At 45.3% G+C, this 18,446-nt stretch carries 20 protein-coding genes; 2 read left to right on the top strand and 18 right to left on the bottom strand.

What is annotated here, in order from left to right; translation table 11 throughout:
- Positions 1 to 5: 5 nt before the first annotated feature.
- The 6 genes from AC3WU2_RS19005 to metH all read right to left on the bottom strand — a co-directional run bounded on the left by AC3WU2_RS19005 (position 6) and on the right by metH (position 7,646).
- A complete protein-coding gene (locus tag AC3WU2_RS19005) occupies positions 6 to 833 on the bottom strand; it encodes an Fpg/Nei family DNA glycosylase (RefSeq protein WP_492456657.1) in 828 nt (275 codons plus the stop codon).
- 60 nt (positions 834 to 893) lie between these two features.
- Positions 894 to 1,700, bottom strand: coding sequence for a TIGR01457 family HAD-type hydrolase (locus tag AC3WU2_RS19000; protein ID WP_492456656.1), 807 nt, complete (start codon positions 1,698 to 1,700; stop codon positions 894 to 896).
- Between the two features lie 90 nt (positions 1,701 to 1,790).
- Positions 1,791 to 2,876, bottom strand: a complete 1,086-nt coding sequence (locus AC3WU2_RS18995) for a Gfo/Idh/MocA family protein (RefSeq protein WP_492456655.1) — start codon at positions 2,874 to 2,876, stop codon at positions 1,791 to 1,793.
- Between the two features lie 173 nt (positions 2,877 to 3,049).
- Complete coding sequence (locus tag AC3WU2_RS18990) at positions 3,050 to 3,181, bottom strand: hypothetical protein (RefSeq protein ID WP_314587789.1); 132 nt, start codon at positions 3,179 to 3,181, stop codon at positions 3,050 to 3,052.
- A gap of 26 nt (positions 3,182 to 3,207) precedes the next feature.
- Positions 3,208 to 4,140 carry a ribonuclease Z gene (rnz, locus tag AC3WU2_RS18985; RefSeq protein WP_492456776.1) on the bottom strand — a complete coding sequence of 311 codons (933 nt, stop codon included), beginning with the start codon at positions 4,138 to 4,140 and terminating at the stop codon, positions 3,208 to 3,210.
- A 68-nt stretch (positions 4,141 to 4,208) separates the two neighbouring features.
- Positions 4,209 to 7,646, bottom strand: coding sequence for a methionine synthase (gene metH / locus AC3WU2_RS18980; protein ID WP_492456654.1), 3,438 nt, complete (start codon positions 7,644 to 7,646; stop codon positions 4,209 to 4,211).
- Between the two features lie 155 nt (positions 7,647 to 7,801).
- On the opposite strand from metH, the gene AC3WU2_RS18975 reads away from it, so the two are divergent.
- The gene (locus tag AC3WU2_RS18975; protein WP_492456653.1) at positions 7,802 to 8,344 is read left to right on the top strand and encodes a 1,2-dihydroxy-3-keto-5-methylthiopentene dioxygenase; all 543 of its coding nucleotides are present in this window, start codon (positions 7,802 to 7,804) and stop codon (positions 8,342 to 8,344) included.
- Positions 8,345 to 8,413: 69 nt separating this feature from the next.
- On the opposite strand, the gene AC3WU2_RS18970 is transcribed toward AC3WU2_RS18975, so the two are convergent.
- The 6 genes from AC3WU2_RS18970 to AC3WU2_RS18945 all read right to left on the bottom strand — a co-directional run bounded on the left by AC3WU2_RS18970 (position 8,414) and on the right by AC3WU2_RS18945 (position 11,700).
- Entirely contained in the window at positions 8,414 to 8,761 is a 348-nt protein-coding gene (locus tag AC3WU2_RS18970; RefSeq protein WP_492456652.1) for a FixH family protein, read from the bottom strand.
- A gap of 123 nt (positions 8,762 to 8,884) precedes the next feature.
- Positions 8,885 to 9,448: an SCO family protein gene (locus AC3WU2_RS18965; protein ID WP_379348886.1), complete on the bottom strand. Its 564-nt coding sequence runs from the start codon at positions 9,446 to 9,448 to the stop codon at positions 8,885 to 8,887.
- A gap of 177 nt (positions 9,449 to 9,625) precedes the next feature.
- Entirely contained in the window at positions 9,626 to 10,423 is a 798-nt protein-coding gene (locus tag AC3WU2_RS18960; protein WP_492456651.1) for an HAD family hydrolase, read from the bottom strand.
- 38 nt (positions 10,424 to 10,461) lie between these two features.
- Entirely contained in the window at positions 10,462 to 10,980 is a 519-nt protein-coding gene (locus AC3WU2_RS18955; RefSeq protein WP_492456650.1) for a hypothetical protein, read from the bottom strand.
- A gap of 48 nt (positions 10,981 to 11,028) precedes the next feature.
- A complete protein-coding gene (locus tag AC3WU2_RS18950; RefSeq protein ID WP_379347729.1) occupies positions 11,029 to 11,229 on the bottom strand; it encodes a DUF896 domain-containing protein in 201 nt (66 codons plus the stop codon).
- Between the two features lie 114 nt (positions 11,230 to 11,343).
- Positions 11,344 to 11,700: a LysM peptidoglycan-binding domain-containing protein gene (locus AC3WU2_RS18945; RefSeq protein ID WP_492456649.1), complete on the bottom strand. Its 357-nt coding sequence runs from the start codon at positions 11,698 to 11,700 to the stop codon at positions 11,344 to 11,346.
- A gap of 181 nt (positions 11,701 to 11,881) precedes the next feature.
- On the opposite strand from AC3WU2_RS18945, the gene lexA reads away from it, so the two are divergent.
- Complete coding sequence (lexA, locus tag AC3WU2_RS18940; protein WP_018755606.1) at positions 11,882 to 12,508, top strand: transcriptional repressor LexA; 627 nt, start codon at positions 11,882 to 11,884, stop codon at positions 12,506 to 12,508.
- Between the two features lie 415 nt (positions 12,509 to 12,923).
- Here the strand turns inward: lexA and glnA are convergent, their stop codons facing one another.
- From glnA to AC3WU2_RS18910, 6 genes are all read right to left on the bottom strand, one after another.
- Positions 12,924 to 14,252, bottom strand: a complete 1,329-nt coding sequence (gene glnA, locus AC3WU2_RS18935; RefSeq protein ID WP_018755605.1) for a type I glutamate--ammonia ligase — start codon at positions 14,250 to 14,252, stop codon at positions 12,924 to 12,926.
- A 34-nt stretch (positions 14,253 to 14,286) separates the two neighbouring features.
- Complete coding sequence (locus AC3WU2_RS18930) at positions 14,287 to 14,697, bottom strand: MerR family transcriptional regulator (protein ID WP_018755604.1); 411 nt, start codon at positions 14,695 to 14,697, stop codon at positions 14,287 to 14,289.
- Between the two features lie 80 nt (positions 14,698 to 14,777).
- Entirely contained in the window at positions 14,778 to 16,031 is a 1,254-nt protein-coding gene (locus AC3WU2_RS18925; RefSeq protein WP_018755603.1) for a methionine gamma-lyase family protein, read from the bottom strand.
- A gap of 52 nt (positions 16,032 to 16,083) precedes the next feature.
- Complete coding sequence (spoVK, locus tag AC3WU2_RS18920; RefSeq protein ID WP_018755602.1) at positions 16,084 to 17,085, bottom strand: stage V sporulation protein K; 1,002 nt, start codon at positions 17,083 to 17,085, stop codon at positions 16,084 to 16,086.
- Between the two features lie 81 nt (positions 17,086 to 17,166).
- Positions 17,167 to 17,763, bottom strand: a complete 597-nt coding sequence (locus tag AC3WU2_RS18915; RefSeq protein ID WP_492456648.1) for a YdcF family protein — start codon at positions 17,761 to 17,763, stop codon at positions 17,167 to 17,169.
- Between the two features lie 26 nt (positions 17,764 to 17,789).
- Positions 17,790 to 18,374 carry a ribonuclease FAU-1 family protein gene (locus AC3WU2_RS18910; protein WP_018755600.1) on the bottom strand — a complete coding sequence of 195 codons (585 nt, stop codon included), beginning with the start codon at positions 18,372 to 18,374 and terminating at the stop codon, positions 17,790 to 17,792.
- Positions 18,375 to 18,446 lie beyond the last annotated feature (72 nt).

The following is an 18,446-nucleotide window of genomic DNA, read 5'->3' as shown; positions in this document are numbered from 1 at the left end:
CGAGTCTACTGTTCTTTTTGACAGTTCGCGCAATAAAACGTTTTTCGAGAACCGACTTCGGATTTCTGAATCAATGACCCGCATCGCTCACAAGCTTGCCCTTCACGTTCAATCACACGTACGTGCGATTTATAGCCACCTGTAAGGTGATCCTGCGTATTCAGCGGCTGCTCGCCCAAGCCCCCATACGCAATCGCATCATGCAGTACGGTCAACGTACTGTGATACAGTCTTTCAACGCTTTCCTCCGTTAATTCCTGTAATTTCGCCGATGGCAGCAGCGCTGCTTCAAACGCAATTTCATCCGCATAACCGTTCCCGATTCCTGCAATGAATGTCTGCTGGACAAGCGCAGATTTCAGCATGCCACGTTTACGGGCGAACAACATCCGGAATTTCTCCAGGGTCATTTTACGATCCAACAATTCAGGGCCAAGATCGCTTAGAAGCTGATCAGCTTCCTTCGCACTGAGAAGATGGACATATCCTTGTCGAATACCATGTAAACGAAGCACTTGTTGACCAAAATGAATCATCACTTGCGCGTCCCATGCTGTCCCGCTCCCATCTTCCGTCCCTTCCGTATCATATTGAATCTGCCCTGCAACACCAAGGTTTAGCAGCAGTCTTCTCCCGTTATCCAAGTGAAAGAGCAGTTGTTTCCCGCGACGCTCAATATATAAGACTTCTCGTCCTTGCAATTCCTTGGTCCATTCGGAAACTTCGCTATTGAGCAGCTTCTCTTCCTTTACAGTCACATCTGTAATCCGTTTATTGATGATTTGCTCAGAGAGCAATTTTTTGTAGGTTTCTAGTTCCGGTAGTTCTAACACGTATATTCCCTCCATGTTGCGTACGAGATGATGAATCCTATAGGTAGGTATGTATGTATTCTATTGCGATTTTCTGCCCGATGTGACAGCAGCAGCCTCGTACAAATCCTTACAGACCATCGATGGCTGTACACCCGCTTGCGCCAACAATTGGTCCTTGTTCGCTTCTGTTGCTAGTCCGGTCAATACGAGGATTGTATCACAACCTGCAGCCTGTCCCGCCCGCAAATCCGTAAGTGGGTTATCACCCACCACGATCGCATTTTGAGGTTCACAATCAAGCCTTGCGAGCGCGTAATTCATAATAATATTGGAGGGTTTGCCCATGACAATCGGCTCCCTCTGTGTTGCAGCTTGAATGGCAGCTGACAATGTCCCTGCACCCGGCATAATACCTGTATCCGAAGGCAAGAGAAGATCGGGGTTGGTCAGAATATATGCTGCACCTTCACGAATCCATTGAACAGCTTGTGTTAATTTGGCATAGTCAAAAGATCGATCAATCCCTTGCACGACAATTTCCGGTTGATCCTCAGTAATTTGAACCCCAATATCGTGCAATGCCGTCTCTAAACCATATTCTCCGATAACCGCCGCTCTTACACCTTGCGGATAATGTTCTTTTACATATTGTGCTGCAGCCAATGCGGACGTGTAGACATCCTCTTGCGTTGCAGGGATACCCATCTCAACCAAATGCGCAGCAACATCTTCAGGGGTGCGCGATGAATTATTCGTTACGAACAAATAAGGTATATGAAGTGATTGCAATTCTTGAATCCATAAGTCTGCACCGTCGATACGATGCTTCCCGTGATATAATGTACCATCCAAATCAATTAGTAATGCTTTATTTGAATTCCGCATATCGGTATATTCCCTTTCCTCTGCCTATCTAAAAAGCTCCTTGTACACAGTGCCTCTATCATAGCGAATTCCATGCAAGGCTGCAATCCATTAGGCCTTCGAACGAAGAATCTGATCGATCCACATTTCAGCATGCGCTGCATCCTTCATCGTCGGAGCAAGCCCCTCATTCGCCCATAGATCTTCACCAATATAACGGTGCAGGAAATGGTTCAAGGCTCCAAAGTGACTATCGACGAATACGCCCATGGTTGTTTTGTCATTTGGAATAAGCTGCAGACTCGATGGCACAGGTAGCGCTGGTGTCGGGCCCGACAACATAGATACCTTCGGTGTAATATCCTTTTCAAGATCACAAGTGATACTTCCGCGGGTTCCCACGATCTGCACACTGAAACGATCCGATCCCCAAGCGATACGAGATACTTCGCCCGTCCCCCTGACACCACTCTTCGTCGTATAGAAGAAGCTCGCCCAATCGTCTACCGTCATTTGCACACGCTCATCAGATCCTTGTGTTTTTGGACGCTCTTTTACAAAAATATTCGTCTCTCCGTGCACATCCGTTAGTTCCCCGAACAAATGCGCGAGCAAATCGATCACATGAATGCCCAAATCCGTAATTGCGCCGCCGCCAGATAATGTATCATTTAATCGCCATGAGACAGGACGCTCAGCATTTAGGTATCCTGAACGCAGATAGGAACAGTTGCACTGAAGAACATCTCCAATAATTCCTTCTTGCAAAATGGCCTTCATCCTCATGACAGCGGGGTGATAACGATAGACAAGCGCAACTTGCTGAAGCGTGTTTGCTGAAATGTGGCTGACCAGCTCTTCCGTTCTGCTATATGTCTCCGTCAGGGGTTTTTCAAAGTAAATGGCCTTGCCTGCGGCCGAAGCAGCCGTCCCTTCAGCAAAATGCATCGCGTTAGGCGTGCAGATATCAACAATATGTACGGAAGGATTCTCGAGCGCCTCACTGAGATCATTGGTCACCTTCTGAAAACCCATCGCAAGCGCTTGTTCACGATTGGCATCCGGATTTCTTGTAATTAACGTATCTAATACGGGTACAAAAGAAGCTTTCTGAATAACAGGCATGGCGCGTAGTGCAACAATATGGGTTTTGGCAATGGCACCCAGCCCCGTAAAAGCAAAATGTATCGGTTTCATTGGATATCCCTCTCTCTATCAAGTATTTCCTATTGTAAAAGATGCGCAAACGATGTTGCAAGGCATCAATCCTTGTCAAATCCTGCGCTTTCCCGGGAAAGTATTGCCTTGTAAAAGACTGAAAGCTTGTATGCGATCAAATGAACCTAGGCCGCATCAAGCTTCAATGGAACTTAGCGAAACATATAAATAACGTAACCTGCTATACTCAAGAGGATCAACAATATCGCAATGACATTTAGGAAATTCCGTCTGTTGCCTGGGGTATCGAAGCGATTTCTGCGGCGATCATCAAAGTCTGACATCGGTATAGCCTCCTTTTCATTCTTCTTCAGGTTGTGGTGTCACGACGCTTACGAACTGGAATTAACTCCAGTTGTTTCGCTGCAAGAGTATTGGGGAAAATCTGTTTGGCTTCTTCCATAAGCGGCTCGACATCACTATATCGTGCACTGAAATGGGTCAAGATGAGTTGTCCAACACCTGTGTCTCGCGCCGTCTCGGCAGCTTGTCTTGTTGTACTGTGGTAGAAGGTCTCGGCTAACGACTCGAGTCCTTCCATGAATGTCGCTTCATGAACGAGCACATCTGCACGCTGCGCCAGGTATCTCGATCCCTCACACGGCCTTGTATCCCCCAGAATCGTTACGATCGTGCCAGGGATTGGCTCACTGATGTACTGCTGCGCATAGATCACAGAACCATCTTCATGCACGACATCTTCCCCCTGCTTCAACTTGCCATAGATCGGCCCCGGCGGAATGCCTGCCTTTGTTAAGGCTTCGACGTCGATCCGTCCAGGCCGATCTTTCTCTACCACCCGATAACCGAAGGATTCAATCCGATGGTCCAATCGTGAGGCCTCGACCTTGCACTGCCCATCTTCAAAGACAATGCCTTCATCAATCTCTGTGATATGGATGTCATAATTGAGATGAGACTGACTTAATTGTAACGACGTTTCAATATATTGTCGAAGCCCTGCAGGTCCATAAATTTCAAGTGTCTCCGTTCCACCTTGGTGGGAGCGACTAGATAATAACCCCGGAAGCCCAAAGATGTGATCTCCATGCAAATGGGTAACGAATATTTTCTCAAGTTTACTCGGTTTAAGCGGCGACTTCAATATTTGATGCTGCGTTGCTTCTCCGGCATCGAACAACCAGAATGTACCGCGTTCGTCGAACATTCGAAGTGCTACGGACGTGACATTCCGCTCTGTCGTCGGCATTCCTGCACCTGTCCCTAAGAAATAGAGCTCCACTAACAATCCCTCCATCCTGCACCAAGAGCCTCCAACTAGGGCGGAGGCTCTTGTGTCTTTATTCTATATTATACTTTCTCAACGTTAAAATATTGCGCTTGCGGATGAGCAAATACCATCGCAGATACAGATGCCTCTGGTTCCATCATAAACCCTTCTGTCAGTTCAATGCCAATATCCTCTGGTTTCATGAGCTCGAATAGTGGTCCTTGATCTTCAAGATCCGGACATGCAGGATAACCAAAGGATACCCGAATGCCTTGATATCTTGCCCCATGACGCTGCTTCATCGTCATCTCCTGCGGATCCGGGTAACCCCAAATATCACGCATCATATGATGAACCCGCTCCGCCAGTCCTTCTGCCACTTCTAGCGCTGTCGCTTGAATTGCATGGGATTTCAGGTAGTCGCCCTCATCTTTATACTTCGTCGCTAGCTCACGGACACCGTTACCCGCCGTCACGACTAAAAATCCGACGTAATCCATGATTCCACTCTCAACCGACTTCAAATAATCTGCTAGACACAGGAATGGCTCCACTTGCTGCCTTGGGAATGTGAAAGTGTGAAGAACTTTCGTTGTATCCTGTGGATCATAGATTATAATACTATCACCTGACGATTGTGCAGGGAAGAACCGATACATGCCTTGCGCTTTGATCGTTCCATCCGAGATTGCATTCTGCAATATTTCATCGACCGTCGCTTTAAGCTCGACCGTTTTCGGATTTTTCTCCGCAAGCAACTGTTCTACTGAACCACGCAGACCGAGATGATGCCCAAGCAGCATCTGCATGTTCACATATGGAATAATATGACCTAATGGATAATCGCGAAGAATATGACGATCGAGATCAGGCGGTATAAATACCGGTGCATCTTGAGAAATGTTGGAACGTACTGCCCGCGTTAGCTTCGGCAGAGGCTTCTTCTCTTCTTCCTCTCCTACACTTTCCAAGATTGCCGCCGTTTCTTCAACCATGCGTTGACGATGCGTCGGATCCATAAGTTTATTCGCAAGATCTAGGCCGTCCATCGCATCTTTCGCATAGAGAACGAGCCCATTATATTCGGGCAAAATACGCGTTTTGGTGAACTTCCGTGTCAGCGCTGCACCGCCAACCATAATTGGAACATCAATATTCGCATTGCGTAAATCTTGCGCGGTTAGTACCATCTGTTGCGCTGATTTCACGAGTAGTCCCGATAGCCCGATGGCATCCGGCTTCTCTTTGCGGTAGGCTTCGATAATCTGTTCAGGCGGAACTTTAATTCCTAGATTAACGATTTGAAATCCATTATTCGATAGAATGATCTCAACCAAGTTCTTTCCGATATCGTGCACGTCGCCTTTTACCGTTGCGAGCATGATCTTCCCTTTGACAGAGGATTCATTCTTCTCCATAAATTGCTCCAGATGTGCGACAGACGCTTTCATCACTTCCGCACTCTGTAACACTTCAGCAACGATCAACTCGTTATTATTGAACAATCGACCGACTTCAGACATCCCTTCCATCAGCGGTCCATTAATGACTTCAAGCGCAGTGTACTTCTTAAGTGCCTCGTCCAAATCTGGAATAAGGCCTTCTTTCGTTCCTTCGACAACATAAGATGCTAATCGCTCTTCTAACGTCAAGTTCGAAGCCTTCTCTTTCTTTACGACCTTCTTATCCCGGAAAGCCGCTACAAAAGCAGAAAGTGTCGCATCATTCGTATCGTACAGTAATTCCTCGGACAGACGACGCTCGTGTTCAGGGATCGATGCATAACGTTCTAATTTTTCCGTGTTTACAATGGCGTAATCAAGTCCTGCCTTCGTACATTCATACAAGAAGACAGAGTTCAGCACCTCACGCCCTGCTTCTGGTAACCCGAACGAAATATTACTAATCCCTAGAATCGTCTGACATTCCGGCATCGCTTCCTTAATGAGGCGAATCCCTTCAATTGTCTCTTTTGCCGAGCCGATATATTGTTCATCCCCTGTCCCAACTGGGAAGACGAGCGGGTCGAAAATAATGTCTTCTGGCTGCATTCCGTATTTGTTCACTAGAAGGTCTCGGGAGCGCTTTGCAACTTCCAGCTTATCTTCCCGCGTGATTGCTTGTCCACGCTCATCTATCGTTCCGACAACCGCTGCTGCACCATACTTATGAATCAATGGGACGACATGTTCGAATTTCTCTTCGCCATCCTCTAAATTAATGGAGTTAATAATTGCTTTCCCTTGCGAATACTTCAGTGCCAGATCGATAACCTTCGCATCCGTAGTATCGATGACGAGAGGTACTTTGACCTTCTTCACAACGAGTTCCAAGAATTTCATCATATCCTCGGATTCTTCACGATCCGGGTCCTGTACACAGACGTCAATGACGTGTGCACCGCTCTTCACTTGCGCACGTGCGATCTCGGATGCTTCCTCATACTTTCCTTCTGCAATCAGACGTTTGAACTTTCGGGAGCCTAATACGTTCGTCCGTTCACCAACCATGTAGGGTCGGTTCTCCGATTCAATGTATACTGTCTCAATTCCGGATACAGCAGGAGGATGTGTTCCAAATGCGCTCCGTGGTTTGAATTGGCTCATCGTCTCCGCTAATGCGCGAATATGATCCGGTGTAGTTCCGCAGCATCCACCAGCAATATTAAGCCAACCTTGTTCCGCGAACCCTGCCATCTTCTTCGCTAACGAATCCGGGGATTCATGATAGTGACCATTCTCATCTGGTAACCCCGCATTAGGGTAACAACTAATTGCCGTATCTGCAATTTCAGACAATGAACGAATATGGTCACGCATAAATTCAGGACCTGTTGCACAGTTGAGTCCAACCGAGATCGGCTTCAAATGCTCTAACGAGATATATAAAGATTCAATGTTCTGCCCGGCAAGCGTTGTACCCATCGGTTCGATCGTCCCAGAGATCATCAATGGTAGTGTCTTCCCCGCGGTCTCAAATGCACGTCTAATTCCGATACTGCCCGCTTTCACATTCAATGTATCTTGCGACGTCTCAAGTAATATTGTGTCAACACCGGCCTCGATTAATGCTAGTGTTTGCTCATAATAGGAATCTACAAGCTCATCGAACGTGACACCACCCGTTACCGACAATGTTTTCGTCGTTGGGCCTAATGCACCTGCAACATAACGTGGCCATTCCGGCGTAGAGTATTTCTTCGCAGCATCCACTGCTAGCTTGGCAGCAGCCAAATTGAGCTCCCGCGCTCGGTCTTGCAAATCATACTCCGCAAGTACCACACTTGTGGCACCAAATGTATTCGTCTCCAAAATATCCGCGCCAGCTTCTAGATATTCTTCATGAATCTTCTGGATCACATCCGGCCGCGTAAGAACAAGAATCTCATTACAGCCATCTAGCTCTTCGCTCCCAAAATCATCCGCCGTTAAGTCTTCACGCTGAATCATCGTTCCCATTGCGCCGTCGAGGATAAGGATTTTATGTTTCATTTGTTCTTGTATGCTCAGTTTATTCATGCCTAATCCCCTTCCTACTGCAAAAACGTTAAGAATTAGTTTAACAGAATACCAAACTTTAGAAAAGTGTCAATGCATTAAAAGTCGACAGCCAGCGTAAAATCTACTATAATACAATCAATATCTAGTTAATTTATAGGAAAGAAGGGATTATTTTGGCTGAAATTTACATTCGTAATACAGGGGCGCGTATTTCAGGCGAAGAAGAAGTTCGTGCATTTCTAGCGAACCAAGAAGTATTATATGAACATTGGGATGCAACTAAGTTGCCAGAAAACCTTCGTGAGCGTTTCGTCCTCTCCGATGAAGAGAAGGCCGAAGTTCTCGCTACCTATGACGCAGAGATTCGTGATCTAGCTGCACGTCGCGGCTATCAGATCTGGGATATCATCACATTATCGGATTCGACACCTAATCTTGAAGAACTGCTTACGAAGTTCGAAGACGTCCATACACATACGGAAGATGAGATCCGCGCCATTACGGCGGGAAAGGGAATTTTCATCATCAAGGGAAAAGACGACGTAGGTTATTTTAACGTCGAATTAGAAGCTGGTGATGTGATCTCCGTTCCTGAGCATACACCTCACTTCTTTACTTTGATGGATAATCGTCAAATCGTTGCCGTTCGCCTCTTTATCGAGAAAGATGGTTGGATTGCAACATCCTATAATGATCCTGCGTTTCAAAAGGCATAATCCATTCGATCTTTCGCCGAATAATCAAAACCCGCTTCGTCTTCTTCAGACATAAGCGGGCTTTTCTTGTTATTTTGTTACTTGGAATGTTTTCTTAGGCATGGAATGCATTTCACGAGCTGATACATGCGCGATCATCGTATATTCCCCAGGTTCAGCGAATTGTTTTTCAATATGATAAACCCCATCACTCGTATGTTTTGCTTCTATTTTCTCATGCTCCTGCTCGTCTCCACGCCATACCTCGAACATGACTTTCTGTGCATCATCGACAGGTTTATCGCTTTGCGTCACTTTCGCTTGAAGCTCAAGATCTTTATTCGCAACAATCTGCTCCGGCAGAATAATCTCTACTTTGATCGGATTCATTGCATCCTCGTTCATGTCCATATCCATGTCCATTCCATCGTGATTCATTGCTGATTTAGATCCTGAACAACCCGATACTAAGGCAATCAGGAGAATACAAGCAACAGCCAGAGTACTCCATTTTTTCATTCTCATCATTTGCATTCCTTTCTTGTCTACTTCCATCATCGGTTAGGATAAATCTTTAATATCCTTAATGATCTGATCATAAGGAACATCTTCAACACCGTTATACTTCTTCATAATATATCCTTCTTTGCTAACCAGGTAGAACGATGTGCCATGAATCATCTGATCTGAACTCGGTTCCTTCTCTACAATCGTCTTAAATGATGACTTCGCGAAAGCCTGAATATCTTCAAGTTTATAATTCGTCAAGAAATGCCAGCTCGCAAAGTCCACGCCGAATTTGTCAGCGAACGCTTTCATAACTTCAGGTTTATCACGGTCTGGATCTACACTGAAGGATACGAACGTGACATCCAGATTTTCCGCTTTTATTCTCTTCTGAAGATCTGTCAAATTGAAAGTCATTGGCTGACAGACTGAGTTACAATTCGTAAATACGAAATCGGCAAGCCACACTTTACCTTTCACATCAGCAAGTCCGAACGCTTGCCCAGCCTGATCTGTATACGCAAAATCTCCGACTTTCATGGAGCTTGTCTGCTTCGCTCCACCACACGCTGTTAATAACAATACTACCCCAAGCATTATTACCATTAACTTCTTCATCATAACCTCTCCTCTATGTAGCCAACAAATTCCTTTTTCATTATAAAATGATTGTACACGAGAAGAATGACTCATTCGGGCTATCTTTGTCAATTCTTTGTGACGATTTTGTATCAAATGTCATAGCAGAATGCAAAAATCCCTTGTTCCATATTCAGAACAAGGGATTCCCTCTATTTATACATGTTGCTGTATAATATTGTGAAGTTCAGAGAGATGCATGATTTCATAATCAGGAACAATTTCAGTCGAGCGCTGTGCACCATGTCGATTAACCCATACGGCATGCATTCCAACACCAAGTGCGCCTTTAATATCGGTTGTAAGCTTGTCACCCACCATAAGCCCCTCATGAGGCTCAATCTCAAGTGCAGCCATCGCATGTCTAAATATAGATGACGCTGGCTTACCTTCTCCGAATGCGCCAGAGATCACGATATGATCAAAATAAGAAATGATATTAGGTACTCCGTTAAGCTTCTCCTGTTGCAAGTCAGGCGACCCATTGGTTAATAATAGGAGCTTCACGTTCCCTTTCAATTCATCTAGAATCTGGAACGTCTCTTCATATACGTAAGGACGAGCCCGACGCTCTGTCGCGAATAATAGACCCAATCGTTCGCCAAGCTCCGCATCTTCAACCCCTAACGACTTCAGACCACGTGTCCACGCTTCTGTTCTGTAACTAGGCGCTAAGGCTTGTAATTGTCGAAACTCTTGTTGTTCCCCATGCGTAAAATTCGCCCACAGCCCTTCAAAAGGGTTAATTCCAATCATCTGTGTGAACGGGAATGTCGGAAAAGATTCATAGAGTGCTCTAGCTTCTCGTCTTACTGCTTCTTCCAAATCTACAGACTGAATTTGAGGATATGCTCGAGCTGCTGCAGCACATGTAGCTTCAAACGCTTCCTTCACACTGCGATCATCCCATAATAAAGTATCGTCCAGATCGAATAATACGGCTTTAATCGTCATCTCTCTTCTCCCCCATACCTTTACAGTGCTCTATATAATTAACGCTCTTCAAAAGGAACATTATTGACGCGTGCAAACTCTTTCAACCGCTCACCGATCACTACCGTATCGTAACGATTCATCAATCTTGAGAACACCCAGTTGGAACCTTTAGCCTTCGTACCAATGACGACGTAACCTTTTTGCACGGTGATATCTTTGATTTGGCTAGCATCTAGACGTACGTCTCGATTGAAACGACGTGTCCCTACAGAAGATTTATCTACACTAATATAAGGTCTACGCAGGAAGATTACAACGCCAAGGAATATGTATAACCCCACCGTTGCCCAGAACAGGGTTGGCGAGGTCTTCTGTTCTACAGCGGAATATAGTAGTGCATACAATAATCCGAATGCTACTAATGTAATAGGTAGGATCAAGTTTCTTCCAACATAACGATCCACACCCGATTTCGCGTCTCTACTCGCACCGATCACTTGTTGCCCCTGTTTCTTACGAGCCTTATTTACATTCTTCGTGTTCTTGCGTACCATTCTTTCCCATGAACGGGCCATCGAAATTCTTCCTCCTTGGAAGTTTTCCCGAAGGAAAACTTGCTTCATCTAATGTTTAATTGTTGGATTATTATCATCCTCATCAACAAACTCGATATTATCCAGTTGCTGCTTCAAGGAACGTTTGAACCCATCAATATATTGTTGACGAAGCGCGTCCCGTTCAACCGTCTCTTCCGGCGTCAAACCTACCGTTTTATGTTTACGAGCCAATTCATTAATTCGCTCTACAATCTTGTCGAAATTCATCACTATCCCCCCTATTCTGTCTATATTACTTTGACATTTACAATAGAGGTTGTCAAGGGTAACCCCTCCACTCTCAGCAGGGCCTATGCCCTATCGAGCATACGAATTAACCTTTTATAGAATTGGTAATTTAATCACTTCACCTGATTGAATGGAACTGTTCCGTTTACCATTCAGGTCTTTGATCATTTCAATATAATTACGAACATCCATCCCAGCTGGCTTATGTTCCTTCGCAATCGCCCACAATGTATCCCCTGATGATACAACAACCTGCAACGGAATGTTCGCATTACGTTCCCCTTCACGCGTATCTGCAGCAAATGCATTCAATAATCCCATACTCGTCAAACTGCATACAAGGACTAAGAACAATACAACCTGAACAATCTTCTTCTTAAGAAAAGAGTCTCTATTCACGACCTCGGAACGGTTATTATACACACTTTGATATGAGCTATACTTTAGCATAATCAGCACCCCAAACGTTTGTTCTGTTTTCTATGTCCATAATTTAACACGAACATTCGTTTGTGTCAACACTATTTTAGAACGTTCGTTCCCCTCATTCTTGCAATTTAGAACTAATGTTTGTACGAACGGTAGTTCTATGCTATAATTTTGTAAAAGTCTACTAATGGAGTTGAACCTCATGTCTAAAATATCCAATAGACAACAAGCTATTTTAGAATTTATAAGGAATGAAGTACGATCTAAAGGTTACCCTCCTTCTGTTCGTGAGATTGGAGAAGCTGTCGGTCTAGCTTCCAGCTCCACTGTGCACGGCCACTTGGATCGATTAGAGAAGAAGGGTTTAATACGCCGCGACCCTACCAAACCGCGGGCCATCGAACTCCTGAGTCAGGAAGAATCCGAACATACACATCTCTATACGCAGATGATTGCGAAGGTACCGATCGTGGGGAAAGTTACTGCAGGTGCGCCAATTACTGCGACGGAGAACATTGAAGATTATTTCCCGCTTCCAGAGCAATTCGTACATGACCAGAACGTGTTTATGCTCTCCGTCATGGGGGAAAGTATGATCGAGGCTGGTATTCATAATGGAGATTTTGTTATCGTCCGCCAGCAGCAGACAGCGAATAACGGCGATATCGTCGTAGCGATGACAGAAGATGACGAAGCTACTGTCAAGACTTTCTATAAAGAAAAAGACCATATTCGATTACAACCTGAGAATTCAACGATGGAACCGATTCGATTGAATCACGTTACCATTCTTGGTAAAGTTATTGGCTTGTTCCGCAATATGCACTAATTGCTATACATATTAGCATCGCTGGTTGTTCCAGCCAGATGCTAATTTATTATGAAGAGTCTCCCGAGCGATCGAGGGACTCTTTTATGCTTTTATAGATGAAAACAGCATATGGTCAACATCTTTTCTGTCACATGAGTGCGCAAGTTCCCTTGGTGAACTTGCATTCTACACATGTTCATCCGTTTTGTCATTATCCAACTCAACGGAGCCGTCCACAGATAGTGTTCATATCATCATGATTGCAACACTGCAGCTGACCATTCGATCCAACGATAAGAGAATTCGGCTTGGCTGCCCATATGACCTAAAATCGCTAGAACAAACAAAAACAGCCGCTACAATGAGGGCTGTTAGGTTACAAATATTTTAAACAAAAACCCCTAACACTTACAGCGCTAGGGGTTTCATCATTTTAGTAAAGCGTAATGTATTGATCGCGTTCCCATTGGTGAACTTGCGTACGGTACATATCCCACTCGATTTCTTTCAACTCATAGAAGTGAGTCAATGCGTGCTCACCTAGTGCACTGCAGATGACTTCGTCATTCACAAGCTCTGTCAAGGCTTCACGAAGGTCGGACGGCAAGCTAGGAATACCTTCAGCGATACGCTCTTCTTCGGACATGACATAGATGTTACGGTCCGTAGGTGCTGGAAGCTCCATTTTGTTCTTAATGCCATCTAGACCTGCTTTGAGCATCACTGCAAGTGATAGATAAGGATTCGCAGCTGGATCCGGGTTACGTACTTCAACGCGTGTTCCCAGACCACGAGATGCAGGAATACGAATCATCGGGCTACGGTTACTTGCGGACCATGCCACATAGCAAGGCGCTTCGTAACCTGGAACCAACCGTTTGTAGGAGTTCACCGTTGGATTCGTAATCGCTGCGAATCCACGGGCATGCTTCAAAATACCTGCCATGTATTGACGAGCTGTTTCGCTTAGACCCAGCTTGTCACTCTCATCATAGAACATATTTGTTTTGCCATTGAATAGCGACTGATGACAGTGCATACCTGAACCATTCACGCCATATAAAGGTTTCGCCATAAATGTTGCATGTAGTCCATGCTGTCTAGCAATGGTCTTAACAACAAGCTTAAAGGTCTGAATTTGGTCAGCAGCTTTAATCGCATTTGCATATTTAAAATCAATCTCATGTTGTCCCGGAGCAACCTCATGGTGGGAAGCTTCGATTTCAAATCCCATATCTTCTAGCGTCAATACGATCTCACGACGGCAGTTCTCACCAAGATCCGTAGGCGCAAGGTCGAAGTAACCGCCTTGGTCATTCAGTTCAAGCGTAGGGTTGCCTTTCTCATCCGTCTTGAAGAGGAAGAATTCCGGTTCTGGACCAACATTCATCGTCGTGTAGCCCATTTCTTCCGCTTCTTTCAGCGCACGCTTCAGAATACCGCGTGGATCCCCTTGGAATGGCGTGCCGTCTGGCATATACACATCACAGATCAGACGAGCGATGCGATCTTCAGTCACCCATGGGTAGATCAACCAAGTATCCAAATCCGGGAACAAGTACATATCCGATTCTTCAATACGTACATAACCTTCAATCGAGGAACCGTCAAACATCATTTTGTTATCAAGCGCCTTCTCCAACTGACTCACTGGAATTTCTACGTTCTTGATCGTTCCTAGCAAATCAGTGAACTGTAGACGAATAAATCTAACATTTTTTTCCTTGGCAATGCGCATAATATCATCTTTTGTAAAACTCACGGTATTCCTCTCCTTTGTTAATCATAATTGATTATTATTTATTATAAAATCGAGACAATTCACCTTGAATCAAGGATACTTGGCCCGGTCTCTTACCGTTAAGCAGCTGTTGCTTTAGTAATCGGTGCAATTGAGAATCCGAGAGTTCTTTTCGTTTCACTTCTGTATCCGGTGTAAGGACAGTCGCTTCTTCCGACTCCTTCGACATCGGAACCATCACCTGCTTAATTCCAGCAATGTTCACGCCCTTCTCGATCAACGACTTAATCTCGAGCAATCGCTCAACATCATTGAAAGAAAATAAACGCTGGTTACCAGAGGTCCGAGCAGGAACAATCAACTCATGTTGTTCATAGTAACGAATTTGCCTGGCTGTTAAGTCCGTCAGCTTCATTACGATGCCTATCGGGAATAGAGCCATGTTTCTGCGAATATCATCGCCCATTCTACGCATCCCTTTCTCTCATGGATATGTTAATATCATAGCTCCATCATCACGTCGTGTCAATAAGATGTTAGATAACTTCACAAAAGATGACTGTTAATCATCTGATCTAGTGCCGTTAACACACCAAACTTGACATGAGAATACGTCAGACCACCTTGCATGTATGCAATATAAGGTTCTCGGATTGGCGCATCGGCGGACAATTCCAAGCTTCCGCCCTGAATAAATGTACCTGCTGCCATAATAACGGGATGCTCATACCCAGGCATGTCCCATGGTTCTGGTACGACATGAGAATCCACGGCAGCTGCTAGCTGAATGCCCTGAACAAATCGAATCAAATGATCTGCACTTGTGAATTGGATCGCCTGAATCAAATCCGTGCGCGGATCGTTCCAGCTTGGTTTGGTAATAAATCCGAGTTGCTCGAACATCGCCGCTGCGAACACACTTCCTTTGACAGCCTGTCCAACGAGCGTCGGCGCAAGGAACAAGCCTTGGTAGATGGCTCGCGTCGTTCCGAGCATGGCCCCTACTTCACCGCCAATCCCTGGCGCGGTTAGTCGATAAGCCGCTTTCTCCACAAGATCACGTCGACCAACGATGTATCCACCCGTCTCTGCAATGCCTCCGCCGGGATTCTTAATCAGCGATCCCGCCATCATATCAACGCCAACTTCGGTCGGCTCCTGCATTTCCGTGAATTCACCATAGCAGTTATCCACGAACACAATGACGGATGGATTAATCTCCTTCACCCGGCGAACCATCTCACCGATCTCTGCAACCGTGAACGAAGATCGCCAGGAATACCCACGTGAACGTTGTATGCCGATGACTTTCGTATTCGGTGTCATTCGTTCACGCACAAGTTCCCAATCTACCCCACCATCCGATAGAAGATCGACTTCATCATATTCGATCCCAAAATCCTGCAGTGACCCTGCACCGTCTTGCGGTTTGCCAATCACTTTGTGCAATGTATCGTATGGCTTCCCTGTAATGTAAAGGAGCTTATCGCTAGGTCGCAGCACCCCAAATAACGCTGTTCCAATCGTATGCGTCCCGGACACAAAATGAGGCCGCACGAGTGCCGCCTCTGCTCCAAACACCTTGGCATATACTTCATCCAACACTTCGCGCCCGCGATCATTATAGCCATAGCCTGTCGATCCTGCGAAATGAAAGTCACTTACTTGATATTGCTGAAATGCACGAATTACTTTCCACTGATTCGCATCCACAATACGGTCAATCGCATGAATACGACCAGCTATAAGTTCTTCCACTTGCGCCTGCATTGTCGTTAATCGTTCTGAAAAGATTGTCATGATTCTTTCGTCTCTCCCTGTTGCTATCTTAATCACTTGCTGATTTCTACTCTTATGCTCGCCCTGATTTTTCTTTCTCAACCTTCAGGTCATCGTTCTTCAGCGTCATGAGCTCCGATCGGCTCGGTGATTGATGCTGATATTGATTGAGCAGCCTTACGGCTTGATTGCGGATCGACTTCTCGATCACATTACGAACGTATCGTGCATTACTAAATGCATGGAACGAATCGTTCTTCTCTTGTATTAAATGTTGTCTTAACTTCATGATCGTCTGCGGCATCAAGGTGTAATCACGCTCTTTGACCATCAGCTCAGCGATTTGAATTAATTGATCAATGGAATAGTCAGGAAACTCGATTTGAATCGGGAACCTTGAAGGCAATCCTGGATTCGTCTGAAGGAAAAATTCCATCTCATTGGAATAACCCGCCAAGATTAGCACGAATTGATTCTTCATGTCTTCCATCGCTTTAACTAATGTATCGATAGCTTCTTTTCCAAAATCCTTCTCCCCGCCGCGCGCAAGACTATACGCTTCATCAATGAACAGAACACCGCCAATCGCCTTCTTGACGAGGTCCCTCGTCTTCTGCGCTGTATGCCCGATGTATTCGCCCACCAAATCAGCTCGTTCAACCTCAATCAAATGCCCTTTACTGAGCACACCCATTTGTTGAAATAGTTTGGCCACAATCCGTGCTACTGTTGTCTTGCCGGTACCTGGGTTGCCTTTGAACACCATATGATAGACATGTGTACTGCTTAGAAGCCCAGCATCCGATCTCATTTGTGAGATTTGCAGCAGCGCATATATTTCATAGACTAACTCTTTAATATTATCCAGACCAATCAATTGGTCCAATTCCTTCTGCATTTCTGCAAAGTGACTGTTATGCACAGCTGCTTTGGCCGCTTGTTGCCCCGTACTCTCTGCTTCTGTCGTTGACTGAACTGCAGCATTTGGTTCTTGGTTTCGTAGAATAACACTGATCTGTCTTGATGGTCTTGTCTCGCTCCGTCCATTTGTTGAAGCCACTACTCGCCCATTCATGCTTCATCACCTCATTTTAGTCTAGGTGCTGACCCTTTAATCAATGTATTCTATCTTCGTCCACGATATTAGCAGTTTTGGTCAACCTTTCATTCCTATCGTTATCCACAGTTGATCCAGCTTCCATTTCGTGTACGCTAGCGACTCCCGCATCTGGTGCCACGCCATATTCAGCACTTTCGATTCCGTGGTCGATACAACTGGGCTCTGATACCCTAGGAAATTCGCTATTTCTAGTGATCTTGCCCCATGATAGCGATGCGTGATGATAACAGCCGATTTGTAGCCATGATCTTTCATGATCTCACGACTAAAGAGCAAATTCTCATAGGTGCTCGTCGCTTGATTCTCAAGTAGAATGTGCTCTGAAGGCACGCCTCGCTCTATCAAATACGCCGCCATGCCTTGTGCCTCCGTCAACCGAAGAGAAGGATGATCCAACCCGCCCGTGACGATAAACGTATCGAAATGACCTGCTTGATACAGTGATAATGCATAATCCAATCGTTCTACGAGTGCCGGACTCGGCTTATTATCCCATAATACTGCCCCTAGAACGATACCAACATCGGCATGAGACAATTCGCGCCCAGATGATTTGTTATGGATAACCCATTGCGTATACACAAACCAAATAAGTCCGCAAACGGCGAAAAGGAGCATAACTCTGAAAATCATGCTCCCCTTCATCTTTGATCCCGTTCTCAACATATAGGCCCCGGCGCCGAAGCGTCTCCAGGATGAGCATCATGACCAATACCGAACTCGGACCTTAGATCACGCTCTGACATGACGAAGTATGGGAATAGATGTGCCGTAATAATCCGCAGCAATTGTCTTGCCGTATCTGTCGCCAGCTCGTAATCCTCTTGCGTAATATCGCCATCGATAAGCGCATCGTCCAGTTCATCTTCATCCATCAAAAAAACAGCCCCGGTAGGCAGCACTACAATATCTAAGAACAAATCATCAAACCACGGAACCCCTTGTTCCGTAACACCTTGCGACTTGCAGATGTCAATGTACCATTGAACAATACGCTGTTTGTCATCAAACATCGCCGTCACAATAAAATTCTCATTCTGCGGAAAGTATTGCAGCCACGAATAACCTGCATCAGCAAGACACAGCTTCTTGCCGTCGTATTCTTTCCAGAGTGGGTCCCGAAGCCGCTCGATCGTATATAAAGTCACAAAGCCAGTAAACTCCGGTTTATCCACAAATTTCGATGTAAAGTGCTTACTGATAATTCTTCGCCAATTGGCGCGATCCGAAAATTTACGTTTCATGGGAATGACCCTCTCCATACGTTCTACTAAAAATCTTACCACAATTAGTAAGCCTACACCAGTCATCCCCTA

Source organism: Paenibacillus sp. EB106-05-06-XG162, from assembly GCF_058791655.1.
This window is presented reverse-complemented; position numbering and strand designations above follow the sequence as displayed.